Origin of the sequence: Marivirga tractuosa, assembly GCF_042140215.1 — a bacterium.
Classification (GTDB): Bacteria; Bacteroidota; Bacteroidia; order Cytophagales; family Cyclobacteriaceae; genus Marivirga; species Marivirga tractuosa_A.
In genome coordinates, this window is record NZ_CP159478.1 from 2,200,070 (window position 1) to 2,226,670 (window position 26,601).

Genomic DNA, 26,601 nt, shown 5'->3' on the forward strand with positions numbered 1-26,601 from the left:
ATTATGGCTTGGGACATATTTTTAACTGAATACAAAAATTATTTGCAGCTAGAGCGATCCTTAGCGGAAAACTCTGTTGCGGCTTATGTACATGATGTGTTAAAGCTAAAACAGTTTTTGGATATCTCCAATCGAAATGTAGGTCCTTTGGAAGTTTCTGCTACAGATTTACATAATTTCCTAGAATATGTGAATGAATTGGGGATGACGGTTCATACTCAAGCAAGGGTGGTTTCAGGAATTAAGGGGTTTTTTAAGTATTTAGTATTTGAGGATATTATTAGCGATAATCCTGCTGAAATATTGGAGGCTCCAAAATTAGGTAGAAAGTTGCCGGATGTATTAAGTTTTGAAGAGATCGAACAAATAATTTCATCTATAGACAGAAGCACAGCAAATGGACAACGAGATATGACGATGTTGGAAGTTTTGTATTCTTCTGGTTTACGTGTGAGCGAACTGGTCAATCTTAAAATTTCAAATACTTATTTTGACATAGGCTTTTTAAGGGTAATAGGTAAGGGGAGTAAGGAAAGACTGGTTCCTATGGGGAAATCTGCAGCCAAGCAATTGAAAATTTATATTAATGAAGTACGGGTTCATCAAAATGCAAAACCTGAAGCTAAGGATTTTGTATTCTTAAATCGATTTGGAGGCTCGATAAGCCGAATTTCTGTTTTTACTATGATAAAAAAACAAGTTGCACTATCAGGCTTGAAAAAGAAAGTGAGCCCACATACTTTCCGTCATTCATTTGCCACCCATTTGATTGAAGGTGGAGCAGATTTAAGGGCAGTTCAAGAAATGTTAGGGCATGAATCCATTACCACTACGGAAATTTATACGCACTTGGATAGGGACTTTCTAAGCCAGACTTTACAAGAATTTCATCCTAGGGCAAAATAAAGTAGTTAATAGTCGGTTTAAACCTTCTTTTCTTGATCATGATCATTCACGGCTAGGCTTAAAAGTCCTGCCAAAATCATGGAAACACCGCCAATAATAAGTGCATAAATAGCATCATTATTGAAATAATTTTTCAGAATGAAACCTAAAATACCAGCAGCTACAATTTGAGGGATTACAATAAAGAAGTTGAATACACCCATATAATACCCCATTTTATTGGCAGGTAAAGCACTGCTCAACATTGCATAGGGTACTGATAGGATACTTGCCCAGGCGATCCCTACACCTATCATGCTAAGAATAAGTATATTCGGTTCAGTAATGTAGAATATTGAAATTAAACCTGCTGCTCCACAAAATAAAGCAATCAGGTGAGTTCCCTTTCTACCGAAATATTTTGCTAGTTGAGGTAATAAAAATGCTGCTAATGCGGCAACCCCATTATATACGCCAAACATAATGCCTACCCAATTGGCTCCTTCATTATAAAGTGCTGATTTTGTATCGATTGTACCGTAAACATGCTCTGTTACGGCAGGGGTGGTATAAATCCACATCGCAAATAATGCAAACCAGGAAAAAAACTGAACGAAAGCCAACTGAACCATGGTTTTAGGCATTTTAAATATGCCTATGAAGGATTCCGCCAAGCCAGTAAATACTCCTCTTTCACTGTTTTCCAGTTTGAGTTTTTCTATATCATCAGGTGGATATTCTTTGGAGTTGAAAACAGTCCACATTACGGCAGAGAAAAAAGCAACTCCACCAATGTAAAAAGACCATTTTACCGAATCAGGGATTTGTCCATCGGGAGCAGTATTATCAAATCCAAGCCAATTAGTCAGTACATAGGGAAGGATAGAGGCTATAACTGCTCCAATACCGATAAAAAAGGCTTGCATGGCAAATCCTTTGGTTCGCTGTTCATTAGGCAGTACATCACCAACAAATGCCCTGAATGGCTCCATGCTGACATTAATTGACCCATCCATAATCCAAAGCAAACCAGCTGCAATCCACAAACTAGGGGAGTTTGGCATAATGAATAGAGCAATCGTAGCTAAAATAGCACCAATTGCAAAGAACGGTCTTCTTCTTCCCCATTTGGGAATCCAAGTCCTATCGGAATAATAACCAATGATAGGTTGAACAATTAGTCCAGTCACAGGAGCTGCTAACCATAAAATAGGTAAGCTGTCTTTTTCCGCTCCCAAGGTTTCGAATATTCTACTGACGTTTGCATTTTGTAAGGCAAAGCCAAATTGAATACCTAAAAAACCAAAACTCATGTTCCAAATTTCCCAAAAGTTTAATTTTGGCTTCTTGGATTCGATTGATATATTATCCATTATTTAGTGTTCAAGCTATTTTTAGTTAGAATCATATATGACCAAGGATCAAATGCTAAAGGTTCTTGATTTTCAGAAAAAGTAACATTTAGTTGTGGATTACTGGCTTTCTGATAGCTTTTCCCTTCATATCTACGATCTATTTTCAAGTTTTGGGTACTGTCTGATAAATTTAAAATTACAAGCACCTCATTTTTATCTTTTTTACGGCTGAAAGCCAATATATATGAAGATTTTTGTTCGGTGTTGATTTCTTCAAAAGGCCCCCGAATGCACCATTCCATAGAGCAGGATTATTCTTCTTTAGCATCAATAATTGACTGTAGAAATCTTCATAGGCTAGATTTGACCAATCAATGCTGTCTTTCTCGAAAAAGGGTAATCTTTTGTCTAATCCAGCTTCTTGCCCGCTATAGATTAATGGCATGCCTGGAATAGTAGCCGTTAAGACAGCCATTGCTTTATATGCATCTCCCATTCTTTCGAAAACAGTTCCAGCCCAGCTATTTTCATCATGATTAGAAGTAAAATACATTCTGAAGGCTGTTGAATCATATTTTTCAGCATCTTTTTCTAAATAAGCCACTACAGAATCTGCATTTGCTTTTCCATTAGCTATATCATTTAACATATGGTGTAATTCCCATCCATACGTCATGTCAAAGCCAGCATTATGCATTTTAGGTCCTTCCCATTCTGCTAGCATGAAAATATCTTTTTGTGCTTCTAAACTATCAATTGCTTTTTTCCAGAATTCATTGGGGACCATGCCAGCCATATCACATCTAAATCCATCAATATTAGCTTCACTTATCCAGAATTTCATATCCTGGATCATGGCTTGGTGCAAGTCTTCATTTTCATAATTCAGATCTGCCACATCGGTCCAGTCTTCAACTGGAGATTGTAGATTTCCCACAGAATCCAAATTGTAATATTCAGGGTGTTCTTCTGCCCAATGGTGATCATAGGCAGTATGATTGGCCACCCAATCTAAAAGTACTACCATATCCTTTTCATGGGCTTTTTTAACTAGTTTTTTGAAATCATCCAAGCTTCCGAAATTTGAATTGACCTCAGTGAAGTTTTTGATTGAATAATAACTCCCTAGCGGCTCTTTTCTGTTTTTCTCACCTATGGGTTGTACCGGCATAATCCATAAAATATCTACCCCCATATTTTTTAATCGGTCAATATGAGGAATAAATGAATTAATAGTCCCTTCTGGAGTATACTGCCTGATATTCACCTCATAAATATTCATATCCTTAGCTTTTTCAGGATAGGTAAGGATTATATCTTTCTGCATTTCATCTTGAACAGATTCGCATGAGTAATTCAGTGCTGATAGCGCAATTAATACTATAAAAAAATGTATTCTCATAGGGTTATTGGGAAATAATAAGTAATCTAAATTGTATCACCAGTTTACCTCAATTTTGTCATCCTCCAAATTGAAAGTTGCATTTGGTAAATCGTTGACCTTAAGGTTAATCCTTTCGTTTTCAGGTAATGGATCGAAATTAGAAATTTGATCTATAAAATTAAAGTCCACTTTTTCTAACGGTATGGTTTGTTGATTAATTTGAATTTTACCATTTATCTTGCCTTCAAAACCATGAAAGAATAGTTGAATTTTATGGTATTGAGAATTATAGTTCCCTGTTTTAGGATGTAAAATCAATTGCCTTTTCTCAGGAATAAACTCAATCAATCTTTTATAATACTCTCCGTTCACATGATTGAAAGATTCACCATCATCCTCATAATATTCATAGCTATTATCTTCTTTCCCACCATAAATATGCAAATGAAGGCAATCATTATGGTTGTTACTTAAATTTTCGAGCTTATCCTGCATCGGAATGATTGCTGAAGCCCTTACAAAAACAGGTAATCGCTCAATAGGGCATTCTACAATTACCTCCTGATTTCCTCTGTAAAAAGTATCATCAAATAAATCGTACCATTCCCCTTCAGGAAAATAAACCTTTGCTAAATTGACCTTACTGGCAACTGGTGCCACCATAATATCAGGCCCAAAGAAATACTGGTTTTCATACAATGAATTGTAAATCTTGGCATCATGTGGATGGTAGATGGCCAAACTTCTGGCAACAGGTATTCCTTTTTCATGCGCTTTATAAAATGCTGAATAAATATAAGGCATCATTTTATAACGCAGGTTAATATAATTTCTGGAAATTTCTTCCACTTCCTCTCCATAAGCCCAAGGCTCTGAATCACGACTATTAATCATGCTGTGGCCTCTGAAAAAAGGCGCAAAAGCACCAATGGAAATCCATCTCGCAAAGAGTTGGCTATCAGCATCTCCTGCAAAACCACCAATATCATAACCTGAAAATGCAACTCCTGCCAAGCCCAAACTATTAACTAAGCGAACACCCAAAAGCATATGTTCATCATCTGCCACATTATCGCCTGTCCAAACAGCTGCATATCGTTGAATACCCGAAAAACCAGCTCTGGTTAAATTAAACACCCTTTTATTGGGGGAATTTTGTTTGGCTCCTTCATAGGTACTTCTGGCCATTTGCATTCCGTAAACGTTTCTTGCTTTGCGAGTGGAAGCTTTTTCACCTTCATAATCAAATTCCATTAATTCAGGCAAATGCTGACCCCAGGTAGCAATTTCGTTCATGTCATTCCATAATCCTAAAATGCCCAAATCGGTATAAGCTTTTAGTTTTTCTTGCCACCAATTTCTTACGGTAGGTTTAGTGAAATCAGGGAAATGACACCATCCTGGCCATACTTCGCCTTCATAATATTCCCCATCAGGATATTTTATGAAAACGTCTTCCTTTTTACCAGAATCATAGGCTTCATAACCTTCTTCTATTTTAATCCCAGGATCACAGATTACGACTACTTTAAAGCCCATTTCCTCCAGCTTTTTAATCATTTGCTGCGGATTTGGGAAATCTTTACCATCCCAGGTGAAGATTTTATACTGCTCCATATGATGAATGTCCAATACAATCACATCAGCAGGGATTTCCTTCTCTCTAAAGAACTTTGCTATACTTAATACTTCCTTGTCAGGTTTGTAACTATATCTACATTGTTGGTAACCCAAACTCCAAATAGGAGGGAGTTCCATTCTACCAGTCAAATCCGTATAAGAACTGATGATTTCTTCTATGCTTTCTTCATGGATAAAATAATAAGCCATATCACCCTGATCAGCAGAAAAGCTTGAAAACCTTCTGTTAGAAGCACCAAAATTGAAATGCGTTTTATGGGAATTATCTAAATAGATTCCATAAGAAAGTCCTTGGTGGATTCCTATATAAAATGGAGTGGTGCAATATAATGGGTCACTATCAGGCGGATATCCGAAATGATCGGTATTCCAGTTTTGGTAACCATTGCCTTTTCTATCCAATGGGCCTGTTTTTTCACCTAATCCAATAAATCTTTCTCCTTCTTGCAGTTTTTTGTAAGTGGTTACTTGCTCACCTATCCAGGAAGTCCCTAAAGCTAGGTCATCCTCATTGATGATATTCCCTTTTACATCCTTAAATATAACTGTAAAAGGATCCTTCTTGATCTCTAATGTTAAAGATTCGGTTTTCAGTTCTAAATGACCATTTGCATCAATAATTGAAAAATCTATGCCTACAGATTTTGAAATCACGGCATAGGAATGCTCATCGAATTCTTCCGTACGGCTCAAATGAATTTTAAAAATACCTTTTTGAACCACAGATATCCTGAAAAATGCGTTTTCAGTTTTACCTGAAATACCATAAGCATTGCGCTTATAGCTATCAATTTTTCCACAATGGAGGTTAAGGTTTGATTTATTTATGGTTTGTGAATTAATCATTTGTAATGCCTTTTAAGAACCGCTAAGCTATTGAATATTAAAATCGAACAATATTGATTCTAACATAAATTTAATGCAATCGTTTGCGATTTCGTTTGCAATTTAACTTTTTGTATTTAAAAATTTATAAGTATGGCTTTTTAAAGATGTTGAATTAATGGAATGGAAAATTGTGTTCTTCTTGATTACTAGCTTGTATTCAATGTCGTTAAGTTAAGAATTAACACTAGACAAGTAGCTGATAAATTGAGGGGTAAATTCAAAAAAAAGTTTAAGGTATCTTCCATTCAAATTTAGCAAGATAACTGCTTACTTTTAGGCCCAAAGGGCTGATATATCATAATGTAGGGTGAAGCCCTACATAAATAAATCCGGATACAAAAGCCCTGAAAGGGCGCAATATTACGCCCTTTCAGGGCTTTTGAGCTGTTTTTTAACACAGGGCACCACCCTGTGTTATGATATGACGCCCTTTCAGGACTAAAAAAAATGAAAAATAATAGCAAGACAAGTACTTAAAAAAGGAGTTGATATTATACATAGCTTGGCTTAACGACACTGAGTCAGTGTTTGGTGGCACACCGACCATCGAAAAATTGCAATATAAAGTAAGCTTTGAATTACTGAGATAATATTTAATTTTGTGTTACAATCAAAGGATCGAACAGCCAATAAAAGCAAGTTATTTATTTCAGTTTTGTAATTTAAAGTAGCAACTTTGCATTTACAATTACCTTTTAAGGCTACACCTTTTTATAATTATATACATGTCGCAAGAATTATATCAAAAACTAACTTCAGATAAACCTTTTTTTATTGTGGGGCCATGCGTGATGGAAAGTATGGATTTACTTCATACAGTTGCCAAAGAATTGGTCGCTATCAAAGATGAATTAGGTGTAGAAATTATCTTTAAATCTTCATTTGATAAAGCCAATCGCACCTCAGCTTCAGCTAAGCGTGGGCCTGGTTTGGAAGAAGGAAAAGAATGGTTACAAGAGATTAAAACTGCATACAATCTTCCAGTGACGACTGATGTGCATGAATCTTATCAACCAAAATTACTACAAGAAGTAGTCGACATCATGCAAATTCCTGCTTTTTTGTGTCGCCAAACTGATTTGCTACTAGCTGCAGCAGAAACAGGTAAAATTGTAAATATTAAAAAAGCGCAATTTTTATCTGGTGAAGATATGCTTTACCCATGTCAGAAAGTAGTGCAAGCTGGAAACAAACAGGTGATGTTGACCGAACGCGGCAATATGTATGGCTACAATAATTTAGTAGTGGATTTCAGAAATATTCCAGATATGTTGCAGCATGGTTTTCCTGTTATTATGGACTGTACTCACTCAGTGCAACGCCCTGGAGGAGCAGGAGGTAAAACTGGAGGAAATAGAGAATTTGTACCTAATATGGCATTGGCAGCAAAAGCATTTGGTGCTAATGGGTATTTCATAGAGTCTCATCCTAATCCTGAAGAAGCATGGAGTGATGGACCCAACCAATTGTATTTAAAAGATTTAAAAGGTTTAATTAAAAAATTAATTCAATGAGTCGGATTATAGAATCAGCCAAAGAAACCATTGCTATAGAAGCTAAATCTATTAAAGATTTAGAAGGCTTACTTACCTCCGACTTTGAGCAAGCAGTACATGCTATTATGGATAGTAAGGGCAAACTCATAGTTACGGGCATGGGTAAATCCGGTATAATTGGGAAGAAGATTGCAGCTACTTTTTCAAGCACAGGAACACCTAGTTACTTCTTACATCCGGGAGAGGCCTATCATGGTGATTTAGGTTTAATCCAAGAAGATGATATTGTAATGGCGATATCAAATTCAGGAGAAACGGACGAATTACTAAAAATCATCCCCTTTTTCTTACGAAATGGTAACAAAATAATAGGTGTAAGTGGAAATCCTGAGTCTACATTGGCTAAAAACACACATTACCATTTGAATGTACATGTTGAACAAGAAGCTTGTCCATTAGATTTAGCACCTACTTCATCAACCACAGCCACTTTAGTGATGGGTGATGCATTGGCTGTGGCGCTAATGAAAGAGCGTGATTTTAAACCCGAACATTTTGCACTTTTCCATCCTGGTGGGTCATTGGGGAGAAGGTTATTGATGACTGTAAAGGATGTCATGCGTTCATCAGATTTACCTTTAATTGATTCTCAAAGTGATATGGATGTGGTGATTCATACTATTTCAAATGGTAGGTTAGGCCTCGCCATAGTGGAGGAAAATGACGAATTAATAGGGGTTATTACTGATGGTGATTTAAGAAGGGGGATGAATGCTAAAAAGGAATCCTTTTTAAGTCTTAAAGCAAAGGATATCATGACAATATCGCCTATTTCCATTGATAAGGATATGAAGTTGAAAAATGCTGAAGAATTGATGATGGAACGTAAAATCAACACGCTTTTGGTGGTCGAAAACCAAAAATGTGTTGGAGTACTGCAGGTTTACGATTTGTAAAGTTTAGAAAGAAAAATTAGATCGTAGATTTATGGCTATTAAATTGAATCCATTAGATTAGAACTACCTCGCCCACTTCCGAGGAACTCGGAAAAGCGGGATGGATGAAAGTTTAGCGGGCCAGCATAGGGATTGAGGGATGAAGCCAGCCAGAGGCTGGTCAGCCTCTGGCTGACATTAAACTTTCTTGATTTTTTGTTTCTTTTTGATTAAGCAAAAAGAAAAAAAGAAAAATCGAAGCAAAGAGGTTTGTTTTTGAGTCAATAAATAGATAAGACCCTATTTTATTGAAAATTTATGTTCATGGGACTACTAGCGAGTTTTAGATTTTAAGTATTAATAGTTTATTATTATGTTTTTCAAATCTTCTTAGAAGACTCCCTCACCACCAAATTAGTTTTCAAAGAGATAGTTTCTGTTATACTCTCCTCATCTTCTGCTTTATTAATTTGTTTCATCAATAAACGAGTAGCTTCTTGACCCATTTTAAAACCAGGTTGAGTAACAGAGGAGAGAGCCGGCTGAATAAGGCTTGAGAATCGCCAGTTGCTAAAACCTACTATGGCAATATCTTCTGGAATCCTTAATTTTTTCTTTCGAATGGCCATCATAGCACCGTATGCGGCCACATCATTATTTGCAAATAAGGCATCTGGAGGAAAGCGATAATCTAAGATTTCATTGGTTATAGATTCTGCTTCTTCAAAAGTGCCTAATCCACAGACTTTAATCAGATTATCATCAATCATATAACGGTTATCTGCCAATGCGGCCTTATACCCATTCAATCTATTTTTGCTAATTGCTAAATTTTGTGGTCCTGCTAAATGTGCAATTCTATAGCAGCCTTGCTCAATAAGATGAGTAGTGGCTTCATAAGCACCCTGTTCGTCATTCACTATTACCTTACAAGCATTAAGTGAATCGATAATTCTATCAAAAAAGACCAAAGGAATATCATAATCTAATAGGCTTTGCAAATGTTCGTAATTTTCTGTTTCCCTAGAAACAGACATTAAAATACCATCTACACGGGAATTAAATAAAGCTTTTGTGTTCATCACTTCTCGTTCAAATGATTCATTTGATTGGGTGATGATAACGTGGTATCCGGCATCATGTGCGATATCCTCTATTCCGCTGATGACTGCCGAAAAGAAAAAGTGAGCAATCTCAGGTATGATTACTCCTATGGTATTGGTTTTGCTTTGTCTAAGGCTTAATGCAACCGTATTGGGTTGATAATTCAACTTTTTAGCCAAGTCATTAATTTGATTTTTAGTTTCTTGGCTGATATCAGGATGATCTTTTAAGGCACGAGAGACTGTGGAGGGTGATACTCCTAATTCTTTTGCAATATCTTTTATAGTAATGTTAGCCTTTTTCATGTGTATATGTTTATTTTCAACGGTCACATGGAATAGTCAAAGTTCAAAAGCCTACTTAGCCAACCTTTAATGATCTGTTATATTCATTTCGGTTAGTGTGTCAGGTTTATGACTATTTCATCTCTGTTTTTTTATTCGATTGATTTCAAATTTCATAAGGATTTCTCTTCCAATTAGCACATTAATCTAGAAGAAAAGGGACTGCCATCTTTAATTCTTTTAGCCCAAATCCTAAACATCAACAAACTTCAAAAAAAATATGCTTTTATGCAAACGATTGCGCAACCGATTGCGGTAAAAAATATGCGAATAATCTGTTATGAGGCTATATGTTGCACTAAACTTGAGATATGGAAAATGAAGTTGCGCAACAAATATAGTGCAGCTATATGACCAAAATATTAAGTAAACTTAAAACAATTAAATTATGAAAAACTTAACAAAATTATTGAGCCTGGCATTGTTGCTGACCGCAACTCTGTTTATGGTCTCATGTGAAGAAGACGAACCAACCATTGATGTGGATGAAGATGGTTTAACGGTTTCAGATGGGTTATACATCGTAGCTGAAGGTGAGGATCCAGAGGCTACAATGCAATTAACTCCTGAACAAGTAGAAGCAGATGGATTTGGGGCTCAGGAAAGAAGTGGGTTTGTAACTGGATATTTCAACTTAACTGCTGGTAATTATAACATAGTCGAAACCGTTGATCGTGAAGTTTCAGCAACCTTAGGAGGTTCTGCAGAAACTATTAATTATGGAACTGAAGATTCCCCATTGACTTATGATTTGGTTGCGGATGCTACTGACGGTGGTCAAGCTTTCACCCTTGAAGCTGGTTTGTATAAAATTGCATATGATGAAATGACAAGTGAAGTTGTGGTTTTCAATATCGAATCAGTGGGTTTGATTGGTGCAGCTACTCCTAATGGAGGGAATGATGACACTCCACTTTCAGGTTCTGTAGATGAAAATGGTGGTACTTGGACAGGCTCAGACATTCTTTTAAGAGCCGGTTGGTATAAGTTTAGATTTAATTCTAGTTGGAACATTGACAGAAGAATAGATCCTGAGGGCGGACTTAGTGCAGATAATGGTTATTTGATGTTTACTAATTTTGGTGGCTCTATAGATAATCTTGAGGCAGGAAATGTAGGTGGTAACTTTGAAATGACTGCTGAAAATGAAGGTACTTATGATGTTGAAATAACATTTACAACTGATGAAGGTTTTGCTTTTTCTCAGGATAGAACAGGTGATGCTCCTGAAATCACATTTGACCCTGAAGAATACCAATTTGGAATTATTGGAAGTACAAATGCTAACGGATTTGATGCCGACAGAAATTTACATTATACAGGTGAAAATGAAGGAGTCCATAAATGGGTTGGTGTAGTTTACTTTGGTGAAACAAGTGTTGATGATCAAGGTAGAAGATTTAAGTTCAGAACCAATGATGATTGGGATTTCAATCTTGGAGGAACATTACCTGCTGACGGTTCAGAAGCTACACTAGCTGTGAATGGAGACGATATCGAAGCACCTGCAGCCGGAGCTTATTACATCACATTATCTACAGCGGATGAAGGTGATACATGGGTTTCAACAATGAGCGCTACTGGATGGGGTGTAATTGGTGAAGGATCTCCATCTGAAAGTTGGGATGAGGATTTAGATATGACTGCTGAAGGTTTTGCTGATGGTGTTACAACTTACACTCTAACAGGAGAATTCACAGGAGAGTATAAATTTAGAGCTGGCGATAGCTGGGATTTCAACTTAGGTGGTGATCCAACTGCATTGAACGCTGGTGGTGACAATTTAAGTGTTGATGCTGCAGGTACTTATACCGTAACATTGGCATTTGATGGTGAAAATTATACTGCAACAATAGAATAAAGTTCCATAATCCTAAAAGAATGAGACTAGCCGGTCTCATTCTTTTTATCTCAAATCTTATTTATGCATAAATTCTTAACCATACTATCCCTTCTATTTTTGCAATTCGCAGCTTTTGCTCAAAGTGTAGAAATACAACCTATCATAGAGCCTGAATTCTTTTCTGCGGATGAAGAAATCACCATTACTTATAATGTAACAGGCACCAGTTTAGCTTCCTTGGATGATGCTTATATGTGGATGTGGTTACCTAATGGCAGTACTGACGCTCCTTCCAATATTAACCCTGCTGATTCAGACCCAGCTGCAACAGATCAAGCAAAACTTGAAAAACTAAACGAAAACGGACAAACCCTTTTCCGTATTTCATTAACTCCCACGACATTTTACAACCAAAGCGCTGAAAACATTACGGAAATAGGTATGCTTTTAAAAGGCAATGACTGGTCTGATGGACAAACATCCGATTTTACAACTGAAATTAGCCAGGGCTTTTCAGTTAATATTTCCTCACCATCTGGAAATTATGGTTTTTACCAAACCGATGAAGTTATAGATATTGAATTATCTTCTTCTGAAATAGCAGTATACCAATTCTTTGTGGATGGTAATTTAGAACATGAAGAATCTGATATTACTCAATTTTCTTATCAACATACTGTAATTGATGATGGACAGGCACATGATCTTCAAATTGTAGTCAGCAACGGGACTGACGAAGAAACCTTCAATTATTCATATATAGTTAATCCTACCGTCTCAAATGAACCTCTTCCAGCTGGTTTGCAAAATGGAATAAATTATGGAGAGGACGACACTTCTGTAAACCTAGTATTGACTGCTCCTAATAAAGAGAATGTATTTGTGATAGGTACTTTTAATGATTGGAGCCTTTCTGATGAGTATTTAATGAAAAAAGATGGAGATCAGTTTTGGATTGAAGTCACTGGTTTAACGCCTGGTCAGGAATACCAATTCCAGTATTTAGTAGATGGAGAAATTACAATAGCTGATCCTTACACTGAAAAAATTGGTTCTGAATATGATGATCCTGAAATCATAAATGATAATCGTTACCCTGATTTGATGCCTTATCCTTCAGGAAAAACTGCTCATGCTGTAAGCTATATTCAAACCAATAAAACGCAATTTGACTGGACGGACGAAAGTTTTCAAAAACCAGCCAATGAAGATTTAGTGATTTATGAATTATTGGTACGAGATTTTACTGAATTGCGAACTTATGATGCCGTAACAGAAAGGCTGGATTATTTAGAAGAACTAGGAATCAATGCAATTGAGTTTATGCCTGTCATGGAATTTGAAGGCAATTTAAGCTGGGGCTATAATCCTTATGTCATGTTGGCTTTAGATAAGTATTACGGTACTGAATACGATTTCAAAACATTGGTGAATGAAGCCCATAACAGAGGAATAGCCATAATCTTAGATATTGCTTTAAATCATCAGTTTGGTAGAAACACTTTAGCAAGACTATATAATGAAGGGGATTATGGAAATCCAACTTCTGAAAATCCCTGGTTTAATACTAGCCCAAAACACGACTTTAATGTAGGCTATGATATGAATCATGAAAGTGAATACACACAAAACTATGTGGATAGGGTAGTAGCCTATTGGTTAGAGGAATATCATGTGGATGGCTATAGATACGATTTGTCAAAAGGCTTTACTCAGAAAAACACTTTAGGAGATGTTGGGGCTTGGGGACAATATGATGCTTCTAGGGTTCAATTACTTAAAAGGTTAGCGGATTTTCAATGGTCTGTTGATCCTAATTCATATGTGATTTTGGAGCACTTTGCAGAAAATGAAGAAGAACGTGAATTGGCAGACTATGGTATGATGCTGTGGGGTAATGAGAATCATAATTTCAGAAGTCTTGCAAAAGGTAATAATGCCAATGTTAGCGGATTAAGCTATCAGACCAAAGGTTGGAATCAGCCGCATGTAATTGGCTATATGGAAAGTCATGATGAAGAAAGAGTCGCTTGGGATTTAAAAAATAGTACTAGTCAAGGGCTTGCCCAACAAATGCAAAGACTGAAATTAAATGCGGCACTTTTTTTCTTAGTACCGGGACCAAAAATGATTTGGCAATTTGGTGAATTCGGATACGATGAAGAACTCAATAACGACAGATTGGGTGTGAAACCAACTCGCTGGGAATATTTGGATGATCCTGAGCGAAATAAACTATTTCAAGTTTATCAAAGCCTAATTAAATTAAAAACACGCACTGATTATTTGAATAAAGACAACTTCCAATGGTCGGGTAGTGGTGAATTAAAATGGGTTAGGTATAATAACGATGAAGTGAAAATCGTAATGATGGGCAACTTTAGTAAAAGTACCCAGACATTCGAACAGCAAATCCTTCAATCAGGCACTTGGTACAATTATTTAACAGGAGAAGAATTCGAAGTAGGAAATGAAGTGGATATAAACTTGATTGCTGGTGAATTTAGAATATTAACGAGTGAGCCAATTGAAAACTATATTGATGATCAAGAACAGTCTGAAATAGTTTTAGCTAATGAGACCCCTGAAATCAGCTCAAATACTAGGGTTTATCCAAATCCTACCCAAAATAAAATCCAGATCGAGTCAGATGGACAAATCAATAATATTTTTCTTACGGATTTGAACGGAAAGACTATAGCTGTTCAAATAGAGCAATCAAATAATCAATTTATCCTTGATTTATCTGGTTTAGAATCAGGGGTTTATATGGTGAATTATCAGGAGCAAAACACTCAAAGACAACACAAAATCATAAAGTTTTAATTTTTTAAATATATCAATATGAATCAAAAATATACAAGCTCGATAAAGGGAGTTCCAAAAGGAAATAGGCTGATATCCTTTTCAAGGGTTTTTATGGCTTTCCTTTTTGTAATTGCTGGATTGCAAATCCAGGCGCAGGAAAGAACGGTTTCTGGTACTGTTACCGATGCCAATACAGGAGAGACTTTACCAGGAACAAGCGTTATGATTAAGGGAACTTCGCAAGGGACAACAACTTCTTTAGAAGGGGAATTTAAACTTCAGGCAAATGCTGAGGATGTATTAGTTTTTTCCTTTATAGGATACAAAAAGCAAGAAATTGAGGTAGGAGCAAGGTCAACTATTAATGTTCAGATGGAAGAAGACATTTCTCAACTTGGGGAAGTAGTAGTTGTAGGTTACGGACAGCAAGAGGAGAAAGACGTAACGGGTGTGGTAAGTACTGTCAAAGAGGAGTCCTTTAACAGAGGACAAATTGCCAGCCCAGAGCGATTGATCACTGGTAAAATAGCTGGGGTTGATGTGACACCAGGAAACACCAGAGCTGGTGGAGGTGATATCACCATTAGAGGTGTAGGGTCGATCAATGCTCAAGCCCAACCGCTAATTGTAGTGGATGGAGTACCGATTAATAATGATGGAAGTTCAGGAACAAGAAATGCCAATAACTTCATAAACCCATCTGATATTGAGAGTGTTACTGTCTTGAAAGATGCTTCTGCTACGGCTATTTATGGATCAAGGGGTGCTGCAGGTGTAATTTTGTATACTACTAAATCAGGTAAAAAAGGAGAAAATACTGTTACTTATGACGGTTCTTTTACCTTCTCAGAAGTTTTAAGAGAGCCTGATTTTTTAAGTACTCAAAACTTTAGAAATGCTGTTCGACAGTTCAGTCCTCAAAATCAAAATAGGTTAGGTGAAGAAGATACAGATTGGTTCAATGAAGTAACGAGAAGTACTTTAAGTCAAAATCATAACTTATCTTTTTCTGGTGCCACGGAAAAATTAAACTACCTGGTTTCAGTTAATCACATGGATAACAAGGAAGTAATAAGAGGTGATAGAAATCAGGTTACTCGTTTAAGCATGAGATTAAAAACCACTGTTTTAAATGATCATTTGGATATTACCTTTAATACAAAAAATGCTTTAACCAATGATGAATATAAGCCAAATGTTATCGGGACAGCAGTTTCTTTTGATCCAACAAAACCGGTTTATGATCCAGAAGCCGAACAGTTTGGAGGTTACTATGAATGGAATGTTTCTTCAATAGACCCGATAAATCCAGTATCAACTTTAGAACAAACCCAAAGTGTTGGAGAAAATAGAAGGTCTTTTAGCTCCATCAATTTTGATTTGAAAATTCCTGGTGTTGAAGGATTAACTTTTAGTGCTACGGGTTCTTATGATTTAAGGAATGGTCTAAATAAAGTTTTTGAACCATTCACGCTTAGAAATGACAATAGAGACGGTTATATGAGGCGTTCTACTAATAATGCCTATACAACCACTTTATTCTCCACTTTAAATTATAATAGGACTTTTGATCAACATAGTATCGATGTTTTAGGAGGATATGAATTTCAAGAAGTATTTAGAGAAACCACTGGTTATGAAGGCATCAATTTAACTGATGATAGTAAAAGCTTCAATGACCCTACTGTTATTCCAAGAGAATTTATTGATTTGTATGGAGCTAGGCCAATTACAAACCAGTTGCAATCTTATTTTGGTAGAGTAAACTATTCATTAGACGATAAATATTTAGCAACTTTCACAGGAAGATTAGATGGTTCTACTCGATTTGGTTTTGGAAATAAATATGGATTTTTCCCTTCTGCAGCTTTAGGCTGGAGAATAATTGAAGAAGATTTCTTTCAAGGATTAACTGATACATTTAATGATTTAAAGTTTAGAGTAGGATGGGGAATTACAGGAAACCAAAATATTGGTGATTATCTATATGATAAATTCTACTTTTTGAGTGATGCTAGTGCTACCTATCAATTTGGTGATGAATATATTCAATTGTTAAGGCCTACTGCTGTAGATCCTAACATTCAATGGGAAAGATTGATATCAACCAATATTGGAATTGACTTCTCATTGATGAAAGGCAGATTATCAGGTACATTGGATTTGTATGATAAAACTACTGATCAATTATTGTTTAATGTGCCGGTTGCAGCTGCTACCAATGTTGGAGATAGAGTTACGACCAACATTGGAGAGATGAACAATAGAGGAATTGAATTAGGTTTAAATTACATTGTAATTGATAATGATCAGTTTGGCTGGGATTTAGGCTATAATTTCACATATAATCAAAATAGAATTGTAAAACTTAATAATGAGATAGACGAAGATAGCCCAGGAATTCAAGTAGGAGGAATTACAGGAGATATTGGAAGAACTATTCAGGTTTTACAAGTGGGAGAGCCAATTTCAACATTCTATTCATATAATCATTTATATGATGATGCTGGAAATCCATTAACTGGTGGAACCAACAGTATTTATGAAGATATCAATGAGGATGGTCAGATTAATGAAAATGATCTGCAAACGCAAGGTGTAGCTATTCATCCAATATTTACAAATTTAAGCTCCAATATGCGATATGGGAATTTTGATCTTAATTTCACCTTAAGGGCAAAATTAGGAGGTCAAACTTATAATAATACTGCCTCAGCAAACGGTTGGTATGGAAGGTTAACAGAAGCCCAAATTTTAAATAATTTGCATGAATCTGTAATTGAAACAGGATTTCAGAATAGACAATTATTATCTAATCACTACATAGAAAATAGTAGTTTCTTGAAACTAGATAACCTAACCATAGGCTATAATTTCAATCAAATTCAAGATTTCAGATTGAGGTTATATGGTACTGTGCAAAATATGTTGCCAATCTCAGGTTATAGCGGTTTAGACCCAGAAGTTCAGATCGATAATAATATTTATCCTCCATCAACGGCATTTATTTTCGGTATAAACGCAAAATTTTAATTAAAGGAAAATGAAGAAATTTATATATATTATTCTAGCGGGCTTTATCATTTCTTGTACAGATTTAGATTTAAGGCCAGAGTTTGGAGAAACAGCAAACATTGCATTTCAAGATGTAAAAAATCTAGAGCGCTATATGGCTAAAATCTATGCTGCCTATAGTCTAACAGGTCAACAAGGCCCTGCAGGTGATGCTGATTTACAATTAGTAAATGATGAAGGGTTTACTTCCTATATTAGAGCCTATTGGAAAGCGCAAGAACTTACCACAGACGAGGCGGTTATTGCTTGGCAAGATGCAGGTATTCAGGATTTAAATACGCATACCTGGTCATCTGATAATCAGTTTGTAAGGGTTTTGTATTACAGATTATTCTTAATTATATCTTACAGCAATGATTTTTTAGAACAAAGCAGTGATGATTTACTATCTGATTACGGATATAATGAAGAGGAAATGGCAAATGCTCAAGCTTATAGAAGTGAAGTGAGATTTCTTCGAGCTTTGGCCTATTGGCATGCCTTAGATTTATTTAGAAATATTCCTATTGTAACAGAGATTACAACTGATTTCCCAGTACAAAATTCACCAGAGGAAGTATTTAATTTTATTACTGATGAGTTAGAAGCAATTGAAGGTGATTTGCCTAATCCACAGCAAAATGAATATGGAAGAGCTGATAAAGCAGCACTTTGGATGTTGCAAGCTAAATTGTTTTTAAATGGTGAAGTTTATACGGGAAATAATTACTATTCGGAAGCGGTAGTTGCTTTAGAAAAAGTATTAAATGGGCCTTATTCAATTGAAAATGACTATCAATTGAATTTTAGAGCAGATAACCATACAAGTAATGAATTGATTTTTACTTTGCCATCTGATGGTATTCAAACCCAAGGATATGGAAGTACTACTTTCTTGACTAATGGTTCAATCGGAGGAAATATGACTTCTACTGATTATGGAACAAGCGGTGCTTGGGCAGGTTTGAGAACTACTAGAAATTTGGTTGAATTGTTCCCTGATGAAACAGGAGATATTGATAATAGAGCAATATTCTTCACTGATGGACAAAATTTAGATATAGCTGATTTAACAGTATTTACGGAAGGTTATGCAGTTCCAAAATATACTAACTTGACCACAGACGGGGAACAAGGAAGTAATGCTGAATTTTCTGATGCTGATTATCCTATGTTCCGATTGGCTGATGCATATTTAATGTATGCCGAGGCTGTTTTAAGAGGTGGGGGCGGAAGTGAGGCCACTGCCGTTAATTTTATTAACCAACTTCGTGAAAGAGCATATGGGGATAATTCTGGAAATATTACAGCTGGAGAATTAACGCTTGATTTTATTTTAGATGAAAGAGCCAGAGAGCTTTATTGGGAAGGTCATAGAAGAGCAGATTTAATTCGCTATGACTTATATACTGGTGGAAATTATACTTGGCCTTGGAAAGGAAATAATATTGATGGTGCTTCAATAAGTGAACATTTGGAAATATTTCCAATTCCAGCAACTGACTTAGCGGCCAATCCTGAATTAGACCAAAACGATGGTTATTAACCTGAGTTTCTATGTTGAAAAACCACACAAAAGGTATTTTTTTTCTTTTTTTTGCCTTTTTTAGGCGTAGTTATCTCATGATAAAATTTTAAGTTTGTCAAGGGTGGCTTAGGTTTGTGGGCTGTTTTGTGCGGCCATTTACCTGCCCTTTACTAGCTTAAAATTTTACATTTCTTTCGGAGCTAAAAAAGCAAAATGCTATTATCGCCCACTTTTCTCTCTTTTAGACTATAAAACCAGACTTCTATCAGCAGACTATCTTACTAGCTGCAACTTTGTGTTATATTTTATAGGAAAGAGGCCGTAAACTCGATTAGAACAGACTACTAATAGGGCAGCTGCAACTCAGGTAAACGGGCCTCATACTTTCCTTCAAGTTTTATAGTTGTACTTTATATTCACATTCATTCTTCCAGACGTAGCTTACCCTGTTAAGTAGTTTTTTTGCTATTCTGATAATGGCTTTATTGGCTTTCATTTTTTTACATAATTTATTGTAGGTTCTAAACAAGCCAGGGTCTTGGTAGGCGGCTTTCCATGCGCATTGGACTATTATCGTGCGCAAATATTTATTGTGTCGCTGTGTGATGCCCCCTACCTTTTCTGTTTCTGCACTACTATTTACATTTGGTACTAAACCCACAAAACTATGGAGCTTATCCAAACTACTAAACCTATTGATATCTTTCACTTCTGTAATCAAGGTGATTGCGCCTAAAAGTCCTATGCCCGGCAGGCTTCTCAACCAACCTACTATTTCCCTGTAACGACCTTTAGAGAGCTCCACCAATTGCTTCTCTACTTTCTTTTTTTGCGCCTCAATGGACTCCAGTTCTTCAAGGTAGACTTCCATTATTAGCCCGGCAGAAGGATTGTCAAAAGAAAGCCCCTTGATCCATTGGCGCAAACGTTTGCTCCAATAAGAGTTGTCCAATTCCTCTGGTATTTTAATCCCCCAGTATAAAAGTTGCGACTTGATACGGTTCTTGCACCGCTTAATGTCACGAACTAGTTTGTTCCGACAACGAACCAACGCTTTGTCCTGGTCAACTATTTCATCAGGCACATGAATCCCCGTCAATTCGTTGCCCCGCAAAGAACGGGCAATCTTCCTGCAATCCACCGAGTCACGCTTACTCTTTTTTTCCTTATCGGTTGTAGGTATGTCACTCGGGTTGACGACAATGTTTTCAATACCTAGCTTCTGTAAAGAACGATGTGTCCAGAAGCCACTAAAACCTGATTCATAAGCACTCTTATATCTTGCATTAGGAAAGTGCCTATGCAAGTAATTAACCAAAATTTCTGGTTCAGGTGGCTGCGAAAATGATTTTAGCTCTAGGTAATCGCTCATAATTGAAATACTCCAACTTTTCTTGTGCACATCAATTCCGATATAAATGTTTTCCGGATCTTCATGATTTGTTGTATCTTTATAATAATTCATAAGCCTAGAGGTTAGTTGTTAAATTTTATTTCCTATATCAATTTAAACCTCTTGGCTTATTTTTCAAACATACAAACTCGATTCTAATTTAGGATTCAGACCGCCTATAAATAGTGAGTTTCAACTAAAAATTCTGAAGCAATAGCGGGCTATTGTAAAGAATTTTTAGGAAGAAAATCGCTTTTTAGAGGTGGAATAGGAAAAGCTTTTCCATATAATTCAATATACTGCGTTGTCTTCCTTCGATATAGCCCGCTATATCTTCTAAAAGACGCCTTGTCTATTGAATGGATGCCAGCCATAGGCTGGTCACCCCTTGGGTGAAAAATCTGAATTTACAAATTAGAGTCGGACTCAGGTTATTAATCCATAAAAAGCTTCTTCATACATACAACTATAAAACGAAAACACAGGAGGCTTTGCTTCCTGTTTTTTTATATTAAGATTATGATCATTTCTTGTAACACTTGATTACCCCATTCTTACAAATGTTTAACTTATACCTCTAATTACTTGACTACAAACTTTTATTATTCTACCATTATTGGCATTTTTGAGTTCTGAAAGATTTTTAACAAATATTAAATATAAAAACATGGCTAAACCAGGAGTATTATCCGGAGATGAAATGATGAACCTACTTCATCATGCTAAAGACAATAAATATGCAATGCCTGCAGTCAACGTAATTGGTAACAATTCCATTAATGCAGTTTTAGAAACGGCAAGAGATGTGAATTCACCAGTTTTTATTCAGTTTTCAAATGGTGGTGCCGTATTTAATGCGGGTAAAGGACTTTCTAATGAAAATCAAAAAGCTGCTATTGCAGGAGCTGTTGCGGGTGCTCACCATGTGCACTTAATGTCAAAAGAATATGGTGTGCCAGTGATTTTACATACTGACCATTGTGCTAAGAAATTATTGCCTTGGATTGATGGCTTATTAGAAGCTGGTAAAGAGTTTTATAAAACGCATGGTAAGCCATTGTTTAGCTCACACATGATTGACTTGTCAGAAGAGCCTTTGGAAGAAAATATTGAAATTTGTAAAAAATATTTGAAGCCAATGGCTGAAATGGGTATGCACTTGGAAATCGAATTAGGAATCACGGGTGGTGAAGAAGATGGTGTGGATAATACAGGAGTAGACAGCAGCAGATTATATACTCAGCCTGAAGAAGTAGCTTATGCTTATGAGCAATTGAAAGAAGTAAGTGATAACTTCACTATTGCTGCATCATTTGGTAATGTACATGGCGTTTATAAGCCAGGGAATGTAGAATTACGCCCTGATATCTTGAAAAATTCTCAAGATCATATCCAAAAGAAGCACAGCACGGGAGACAAGCCAGTATTATTTGTATTCCATGGTGGATCAGGTTCTGAGCCAGAGAAAATCGAGGAAGCTATTGGTTATGGTGCTATAAAAATGAACATTGATACTGATATGCAATGGTCATTCTGGAATGGAGTAAGAAATTACTACAATGAAAATGAAGATAGATTGCAACAGCAAATTGGAACTCCTGATGATCCTGATGCACCAAATAAGAAGTTCTATGACCCTAGAGCTTGGTTAAGAAAAGGAGAAGAAAGCATGGTAGTTCGTTTGAAGCAAGCTTTTAAAGAATTGAATTGCTTGAATAAACTGGCTTGATAAAAACTATAATCTAGAAACATAAAAAGGCACAAGCGTAAAGTTTGTGCCTTTTTTAGTTACGGTAAATAACCGTGAATTCGTGAAAAAAATTTATTTCAATAGGTCTTTAAAAGTCTTAGCCACCTTATCAATTTTTGGTTTAGATACATTCACTATATAGCGGTCATTAGGATTTTTCTTTTCATAATCCTGATGATAATCTTCAGCCTCCCAAAATTTTGTGAAAGCCGTTAATTCAGTCACGATTTCATCATCAAATTTTGAAGCCAGTTCATTCATTTTCTTTAAAGCTAAATTCTTTTCAGTTGAATTGCGATAGAAAATGGCAGAACGGTATTGCTTACCCACATCAGGTCCTTGTCTGTTGAGTTGAGTAGGATCATGTGCTACAAAGAATATATCCAAGAGCGTTTCATAATTTATTATCGAAGTATCGTATAAAACCATTACTGCCTCTGCGTGATTAGTTCTTCCATAACTAACTTCTTTATATGAAGGGTCTTTTTCTTCGCCTCCTGAATAGCCCGAGACTGCTTCTTTAACTCCTTTGATTTGCTCAAAAGAAGCTTCTACACACCAAAAACAGCCACCAGCAAAATAGGCAGTATCTAAAGCTGCGGTATTTTGGATTGGGTCAGTTTCGGTAGTACTCTCTTCAGTTTTTTTGTTTTCTGCGGCACAAGCAAAGAAAAGTATGCTTAATATTACAATTGCGGTATTTCTTATCATGGTATTAATTAATTTTCACAAAGAACGACTTGAAGGGCTGTTTAGTTTTAATTTAAAGCCTATTTGTCGGCTAAAACCTATTTTATTTCTATGCTGCCTTCTTTTTCATAAGCCATTAGCTCATTTCTTAGCCAATCTGGAATTTCAATAGTGGTTTTATTCTTAGTGTCAAACATCACTTGTATGGATGTTCCAACGGTATGAACTGTGTTATCATCAGTGGTAATCATATATTCCAAAACAAAGCTTTTCTTACCCATTTCTTTGGTACGCACCCAGCATTTGGTGTTGGCCATTCCGATTTTTAATTCTTGTAAATAGCTACAATTAATATTGGCGAGCAAAAACATATTTTTATGCCAATCCCAGCTTGGAGATGCTTGGAGCATATATCTACCTCTAGCAATTTCAAAATATTGGATGTAAATGGAATTATTAACATGCGCCAAAGGATCTAAATCCGTCCAGCGTACTTGTATTTCTTCTGAAAATTTAAAATTATTGGGATCTATTGTTGGTTTCATTATCATTATTTTATTGAAAAGCGAAATTACGATTTAAAATTTAGAGGAGGGTGAAATTGAGTAGGAAATTGGATTGTATTCAATATTATAAATGGAATTGTTATAAATAGTTAAATTCAAAATCTATATGGAAACTCCTGTTTGCATGTTTTCTGCTTATTTTTTCCGCGTCATTCCTGTGGAGGCAAGAATCTATTGATTTTAACCTTTGGTTAAAATATTAAGAAAGCAGGCTATCAACCTACCTTATTGAGTAATCAATAACTTTAATTCTTTGAGAATAGTATTGAAACGAAGTTTCAATAGGGCAAGATTCCTGCCTTCGCAGGAATGAACTGTGATAAAAGTCAAGTTTTTAATAAATTCATTTACAATAAAATTTTGTCTTTCATGCAGATTGCAAAATGTAGTCAGCTTGATAATAAGTATTGTTTTTAGCAATAGCGAATGATTGTTTTATCAATTTATTGACCACTGCAATAATAGCTAAATTATGACTTTTGCCTTTTGCTCTGAGCCTATCATAAAGGTCTTCACAAGTTTTGTTGCACTTAATAGCTGTTACACCTGCCATATAAAGAATTTTACGAACCCTTGACATACCCATTTTACATATCCTGGTTTTACCCTTAACGCTGGTGCCTGATTGGTAATGTCTGGGTGCCAGACCAAAAAATGAAATAACCTGTTTGTAATTATCAAATGTGGAAAATCCATTTGTACACACAATCATCATATAAGCACTCTTTTTACCAATGCCAGGTATGCTTTGTAATTGATCTGCCATCTTCTGATAGGAGGATCGAACAAGGGATTCTATTTTTCTTTCAATCTTTTTAATATCATCATTTAATTGATTGATTTGTTCTTCCATTTGCTTTTCCAGTCCTTTGACCATAGTGCCTGTGGATTTAAATGCATGTAATTGATTAGCTAAAGCTCTTTTATGCTTCATAAGCAGTTCAAGATGTGTATCCAATTGCCTAATCTCCAATGATGCTTCAGAAGGGGCTTCCCATAATTCAGGCTTTTGTTCCTTGGCATAAAATGCAATTAAATAGGCATCTTTTTTATCTGTTTTAGCTCGGGACATTTTCATTTGAGCATATCTTTTAATCACCAATGGATTTACAACAGATATGTTAAATTTATGCTCATTCAAGAACATGGCAAAACGCAAATGATAAGGCCCTGTGGCCTCAATACAGACCAATTCTACGGTATAATCCTTAACGGCATTTAAAAATAATCTAAATCCTTTTACATTGTTGGCAAATTGTCTTTGAAAAATAACGCTATCATCTTCTAAGGCGGTAGCATCAAAAAAATCATTTGAAGTGTCGATTCCTACAATCATCTTTTTAAATTTGTTTAGTTGGAAAATTGTTAGCGACTTACTTTTCACTTATCAATCGTAAAAACAGGCTTCGTGCCTAATGAACTGTCCAAGGTTAAGTAAGGTAAGAGAAGGGACTTGCATTCCGCAGGGTCTAGATGACCAATGACGCTTAATAGTCTTGTTCCTTCTCTTTTGCTAACTTTAACAACCAAATATAATTCTCATTTTCAACCTATTCAATTGAAAGAGCTAACTTACGATGACGCATAGAATTTATAGAGTAGGTCAATTTAATTGTATGCTGTAAAATTCAGAAAGCTGACTTTTCAATTAAGCTGAAAAATATGATTAGAACGTCATCCCTTTGAAGAAAGGGATCTGTTGATTTTAACTTTTGGTTAAAATATTAAAAATGATCACATCACTACCCACTTCCTCTCATCAGAAGACTGAATCGCCTTCTCAATAAACAACATTCCTCTAACCCCATCTTCAATTCCAGCTTTTACGAAATCCTTTTTAACATTTTCATTTAAAATAGTGTCAAAAAACCCCTCATATATCCTTTGAAAAGCTTCAGTGAAATAAGGTGAGTGTCCTGGTATATTCACTTCACTGCTGTCTCCAATTTCATGATCTAATCCTTTAATCGATTCTTCTCTAAAATCTGGATATTTTATCGTGAGCAAATTCGGTTGATTATGATTCCATACTAATCCTGCTTTGCTGCCATAAATATGTAAGCTCAAATCTTGATCTTCTCCTGTACAGATCTGACTGGCTGATAAATAACCTTTGGCACCACTTTCCATCTCTAATAAAATATTGGTGTCATCATCAATTTTTCGTCCATCCACCAATATGGAAACATCCGCCATAAGTGATTTCACTTTTAATCCGCTTACAGATTCAAGCAGATTAAAAGCATGAGTACCAATATCAGCTATGGTGCCGCCTTTCCCTGATTTTTCAGGATTTGTCCGCCAACTGGCTTGCTTATGACCTTCTGCCTCTATTAATTGTGATAGCCATCCTTGAGAATAATCTACTTTTACTTTTCTTATTTCACCCAAATGACCTGAATCAATTATCTCTTTAGCTTTTTCCAATAAAGGATAACCTCTGTAGGTGTAAGTCATAGCAAAATGTCCTTTGGCTTTTTCTACAGCCTTTTGGAATTCCAAGGCTTCTGCATAATCAAAAGCAAGCGGTTTATCGCAAATCACATGGAAACCTGCTTCTAAGGCTAATTTTGCTGTTTCGAAATGTAAATGATTGGGTGTTACAATGGCAACGAAATCCATTCTATCCTTTTCACTTAAGTGAGCTTCTTTCTCAATCATTTCGGCATAACTGCCATAAATTCTGCTTTCATCAAGACCAAGTTCTTTTCCTTTTTCTAAGGATTTTTCCTTCGAAGAACTGAATGCACCACAAACCAATTCTGCTTTTCCAGAAGCAGTGGCAGTAATTCTATGAATGTCGCCAATCATGGAGCCAGGCCCGCCTCCAATCATTCCCATTTTTAATATTTTATCCATGATTACCTTTGATCTTAAATTCTATTTTCGGAGGTTATTTTGTCATTATAAAGACAAAAATCACATTGAAATACTTCC

Annotated in this window: 18 protein-coding genes; 8 read left to right on the forward strand and 10 right to left on the reverse strand. The window is 35.9% G+C overall.

Annotation, left to right across the window (positions count from 1 at the left end; translation table 11 throughout):
• Positions 1-3: 3 nt before the first annotated feature.
• The gene (xerD, locus tag ABWH96_RS10050; protein WP_375581319.1) at positions 4-906 is read left to right on the forward strand and encodes a site-specific tyrosine recombinase XerD; all 903 of its coding nucleotides are present in this window, start codon (positions 4-6) and stop codon (positions 904-906) included.
• Between the two features lie 17 nt (positions 907-923).
• Here the strand turns inward: xerD and ABWH96_RS10055 are convergent, their stop codons facing one another.
• Genes ABWH96_RS10055 through ABWH96_RS10070 form a run of 4 tightly spaced genes read right to left on the reverse strand, consistent with a single transcriptional unit; the run spans position 924 to position 6,111 of the window.
• On the reverse strand, positions 924-2,258 hold the full coding sequence (locus ABWH96_RS10055; RefSeq protein WP_375581320.1) for an MFS transporter: 1,335 nt from the start codon (positions 2,256-2,258) through the stop codon (positions 924-926).
• On the reverse strand, positions 2,258-2,542 hold the full coding sequence (locus tag ABWH96_RS10060) for an alpha-glucosidase C-terminal domain-containing protein (protein WP_375581321.1): 285 nt from the start codon (positions 2,540-2,542) through the stop codon (positions 2,258-2,260). Before ABWH96_RS10060 ends, ABWH96_RS10055 begins: the two co-directional genes overlap by 1 nt.
• Positions 2,437-3,642 (reverse strand): alpha-amylase family glycosyl hydrolase, encoded by a 1,206-nt coding sequence (locus ABWH96_RS10065; protein ID WP_375581322.1) that lies wholly within the window; start codon positions 3,640-3,642, stop codon positions 2,437-2,439. The genes ABWH96_RS10060 and ABWH96_RS10065 overlap by 106 nt, the downstream gene beginning before the upstream one ends.
• A 36-nt stretch (positions 3,643-3,678) precedes the next feature.
• Positions 3,679-6,111, reverse strand: coding sequence for a glycoside hydrolase family 31 protein (locus ABWH96_RS10070; protein ID WP_375581323.1), 2,433 nt, complete (start codon positions 6,109-6,111; stop codon positions 3,679-3,681).
• A gap of 767 nt (positions 6,112-6,878) precedes the next feature.
• On the opposite strand from ABWH96_RS10070, the gene kdsA reads away from it, so the two are divergent.
• Both kdsA and ABWH96_RS10080 read left to right on the forward strand, forming a co-directional pair.
• Positions 6,879-7,667, forward strand: a complete 789-nt coding sequence (gene kdsA, locus ABWH96_RS10075; protein WP_375581324.1) for a 3-deoxy-8-phosphooctulonate synthase — start codon at positions 6,879-6,881, stop codon at positions 7,665-7,667.
• A complete protein-coding gene (locus ABWH96_RS10080; protein ID WP_375581325.1) occupies positions 7,664-8,605 on the forward strand; it encodes an SIS domain-containing protein in 942 nt (313 codons plus the stop codon). Before kdsA ends, ABWH96_RS10080 begins: the two co-directional genes overlap by 4 nt.
• 359 nt (positions 8,606-8,964) lie before the next feature.
• On the opposite strand, the gene ABWH96_RS10085 is transcribed toward ABWH96_RS10080, so the two are convergent.
• Positions 8,965-9,993 carry a LacI family DNA-binding transcriptional regulator gene (locus ABWH96_RS10085; RefSeq protein ID WP_375581326.1) on the reverse strand — a complete coding sequence of 343 codons (1,029 nt, stop codon included), beginning with the start codon at positions 9,991-9,993 and terminating at the stop codon, positions 8,965-8,967.
• Positions 9,994-10,420: 427 nt separating this feature from the next.
• Between ABWH96_RS10085 and ABWH96_RS10090 the strand changes: the two genes are divergently transcribed.
• The 4 genes from ABWH96_RS10090 (at position 10,421) to ABWH96_RS10105 (ending at position 19,283) form a co-directional block, all read left to right on the forward strand.
• Positions 10,421-11,893 (forward strand): hypothetical protein, encoded by a 1,473-nt coding sequence (locus ABWH96_RS10090; protein ID WP_375581327.1) that lies wholly within the window; start codon positions 10,421-10,423, stop codon positions 11,891-11,893.
• Between the two features lie 63 nt (positions 11,894-11,956).
• A complete protein-coding gene (locus ABWH96_RS10095) occupies positions 11,957-14,701 on the forward strand; it encodes an alpha-amylase family glycosyl hydrolase (RefSeq protein WP_375581328.1) in 2,745 nt (914 codons plus the stop codon).
• Positions 14,702-14,719: 18 nt separating this feature from the next.
• Positions 14,720-17,716 (forward strand): SusC/RagA family TonB-linked outer membrane protein, encoded by a 2,997-nt coding sequence (locus ABWH96_RS10100; RefSeq protein WP_375581329.1) that lies wholly within the window; start codon positions 14,720-14,722, stop codon positions 17,714-17,716.
• A gap of 10 nt (positions 17,717-17,726) precedes the next feature.
• Positions 17,727-19,283 (forward strand): RagB/SusD family nutrient uptake outer membrane protein, encoded by a 1,557-nt coding sequence (locus ABWH96_RS10105; protein ID WP_375581330.1) that lies wholly within the window; start codon positions 17,727-17,729, stop codon positions 19,281-19,283.
• 379 nt (positions 19,284-19,662) lie between these two features.
• Here the strand turns inward: ABWH96_RS10105 and ABWH96_RS10110 are convergent, their stop codons facing one another.
• Positions 19,663-20,730 carry an IS110 family transposase gene (locus ABWH96_RS10110; protein ID WP_375581331.1) on the reverse strand — a complete coding sequence of 356 codons (1,068 nt, stop codon included), beginning with the start codon at positions 20,728-20,730 and terminating at the stop codon, positions 19,663-19,665.
• A gap of 595 nt (positions 20,731-21,325) precedes the next feature.
• On the opposite strand from ABWH96_RS10110, the gene fbaA reads away from it, so the two are divergent.
• A complete protein-coding gene (gene fbaA / locus ABWH96_RS10115; protein ID WP_375581332.1) occupies positions 21,326-22,387 on the forward strand; it encodes a class II fructose-bisphosphate aldolase in 1,062 nt (353 codons plus the stop codon).
• Positions 22,388-22,480: 93 nt separating this feature from the next.
• On the opposite strand, the gene msrA is transcribed toward fbaA, so the two are convergent.
• The 4 genes from msrA to ABWH96_RS10135 form a co-directional block, all read right to left on the reverse strand.
• Complete coding sequence (msrA, locus tag ABWH96_RS10120) at positions 22,481-23,119, reverse strand: peptide-methionine (S)-S-oxide reductase MsrA (RefSeq protein ID WP_375581333.1); 639 nt, start codon at positions 23,117-23,119, stop codon at positions 22,481-22,483.
• A gap of 77 nt (positions 23,120-23,196) precedes the next feature.
• A complete protein-coding gene (locus tag ABWH96_RS10125) occupies positions 23,197-23,643 on the reverse strand; it encodes an acyl-CoA thioesterase (RefSeq protein ID WP_375581334.1) in 447 nt (148 codons plus the stop codon).
• A 388-nt stretch (positions 23,644-24,031) separates the two neighbouring features.
• A complete protein-coding gene (locus tag ABWH96_RS10130; RefSeq protein ID WP_375581335.1) occupies positions 24,032-25,000 on the reverse strand; it encodes an IS110 family transposase in 969 nt (322 codons plus the stop codon).
• A gap of 398 nt (positions 25,001-25,398) precedes the next feature.
• Complete coding sequence (locus ABWH96_RS10135) at positions 25,399-26,523, reverse strand: Gfo/Idh/MocA family protein (RefSeq protein ID WP_375581336.1); 1,125 nt, start codon at positions 26,521-26,523, stop codon at positions 25,399-25,401.
• Between the last annotated feature and the right edge of the window lie 78 nt (positions 26,524-26,601).

What these genes read in the sequence shown, in the direction of transcription:
- kdsA (WP_375581324.1), top strand. Translation starts at nt 6,879, where the DNA reads ATGTCGCAAGAATTATATCAAAAACTAACTTCAGATAAACCTTTTTTT.
- ABWH96_RS10100 (WP_375581329.1), top strand. Translation starts at nt 14,720, where the DNA reads ATGAATCAAAAATATACAAGCTCGATAAAGGGAGTTCCAAAAGGAAAT.
- ABWH96_RS10095 (WP_375581328.1), top strand. Translation starts at nt 11,957, where the DNA reads ATGCATAAATTCTTAACCATACTATCCCTTCTATTTTTGCAATTCGCA.
- ABWH96_RS10070 (WP_375581323.1), bottom strand. Translation starts at nt 6,111, where the DNA reads ATGATTAATTCACAAACCATAAATAAATCAAACCTTAACCTCCATTGT.
- ABWH96_RS10135 (WP_375581336.1), bottom strand. Translation starts at nt 26,523, where the DNA reads ATGGATAAAATATTAAAAATGGGAATGATTGGAGGCGGGCCTGGCTCC.
- ABWH96_RS10090 (WP_375581327.1), top strand. Translation starts at nt 10,421, where the DNA reads ATGAAAAACTTAACAAAATTATTGAGCCTGGCATTGTTGCTGACCGCA.
- ABWH96_RS10080 (WP_375581325.1), top strand. Translation starts at nt 7,664, where the DNA reads ATGAGTCGGATTATAGAATCAGCCAAAGAAACCATTGCTATAGAAGCT.
- ABWH96_RS10130 (WP_375581335.1), bottom strand. Translation starts at nt 25,000, where the DNA reads ATGATTGTAGGAATCGACACTTCAAATGATTTTTTTGATGCTACCGCC.
- ABWH96_RS10105 (WP_375581330.1), top strand. Translation starts at nt 17,727, where the DNA reads ATGAAGAAATTTATATATATTATTCTAGCGGGCTTTATCATTTCTTGT.
- ABWH96_RS10125 (WP_375581334.1), bottom strand. Translation starts at nt 23,643, where the DNA reads ATGAAACCAACAATAGATCCCAATAATTTTAAATTTTCAGAAGAAATA.
- ABWH96_RS10060 (WP_375581321.1), bottom strand. Translation starts at nt 2,542, where the DNA reads ATGGAATGGTGCATTCGGGGGCCTTTTGAAGAAATCAACACCGAACAA.
- ABWH96_RS10110 (WP_375581331.1), bottom strand. Translation starts at nt 20,730, where the DNA reads ATGAATTATTATAAAGATACAACAAATCATGAAGATCCGGAAAACATT.
- ABWH96_RS10065 (WP_375581322.1), bottom strand. Translation starts at nt 3,642, where the DNA reads ATGAGAATACATTTTTTTATAGTATTAATTGCGCTATCAGCACTGAAT.
- fbaA (WP_375581332.1), top strand. Translation starts at nt 21,326, where the DNA reads ATGGCTAAACCAGGAGTATTATCCGGAGATGAAATGATGAACCTACTT.
- ABWH96_RS10055 (WP_375581320.1), bottom strand. Translation starts at nt 2,258, where the DNA reads ATGGATAATATATCAATCGAATCCAAGAAGCCAAAATTAAACTTTTGG.
- msrA (WP_375581333.1), bottom strand. Translation starts at nt 23,119, where the DNA reads ATGATAAGAAATACCGCAATTGTAATATTAAGCATACTTTTCTTTGCT.
- xerD (WP_375581319.1), top strand. Translation starts at nt 4, where the DNA reads ATGGCTTGGGACATATTTTTAACTGAATACAAAAATTATTTGCAGCTA.
- ABWH96_RS10085 (WP_375581326.1), bottom strand. Translation starts at nt 9,993, where the DNA reads ATGAAAAAGGCTAACATTACTATAAAAGATATTGCAAAAGAATTAGGA.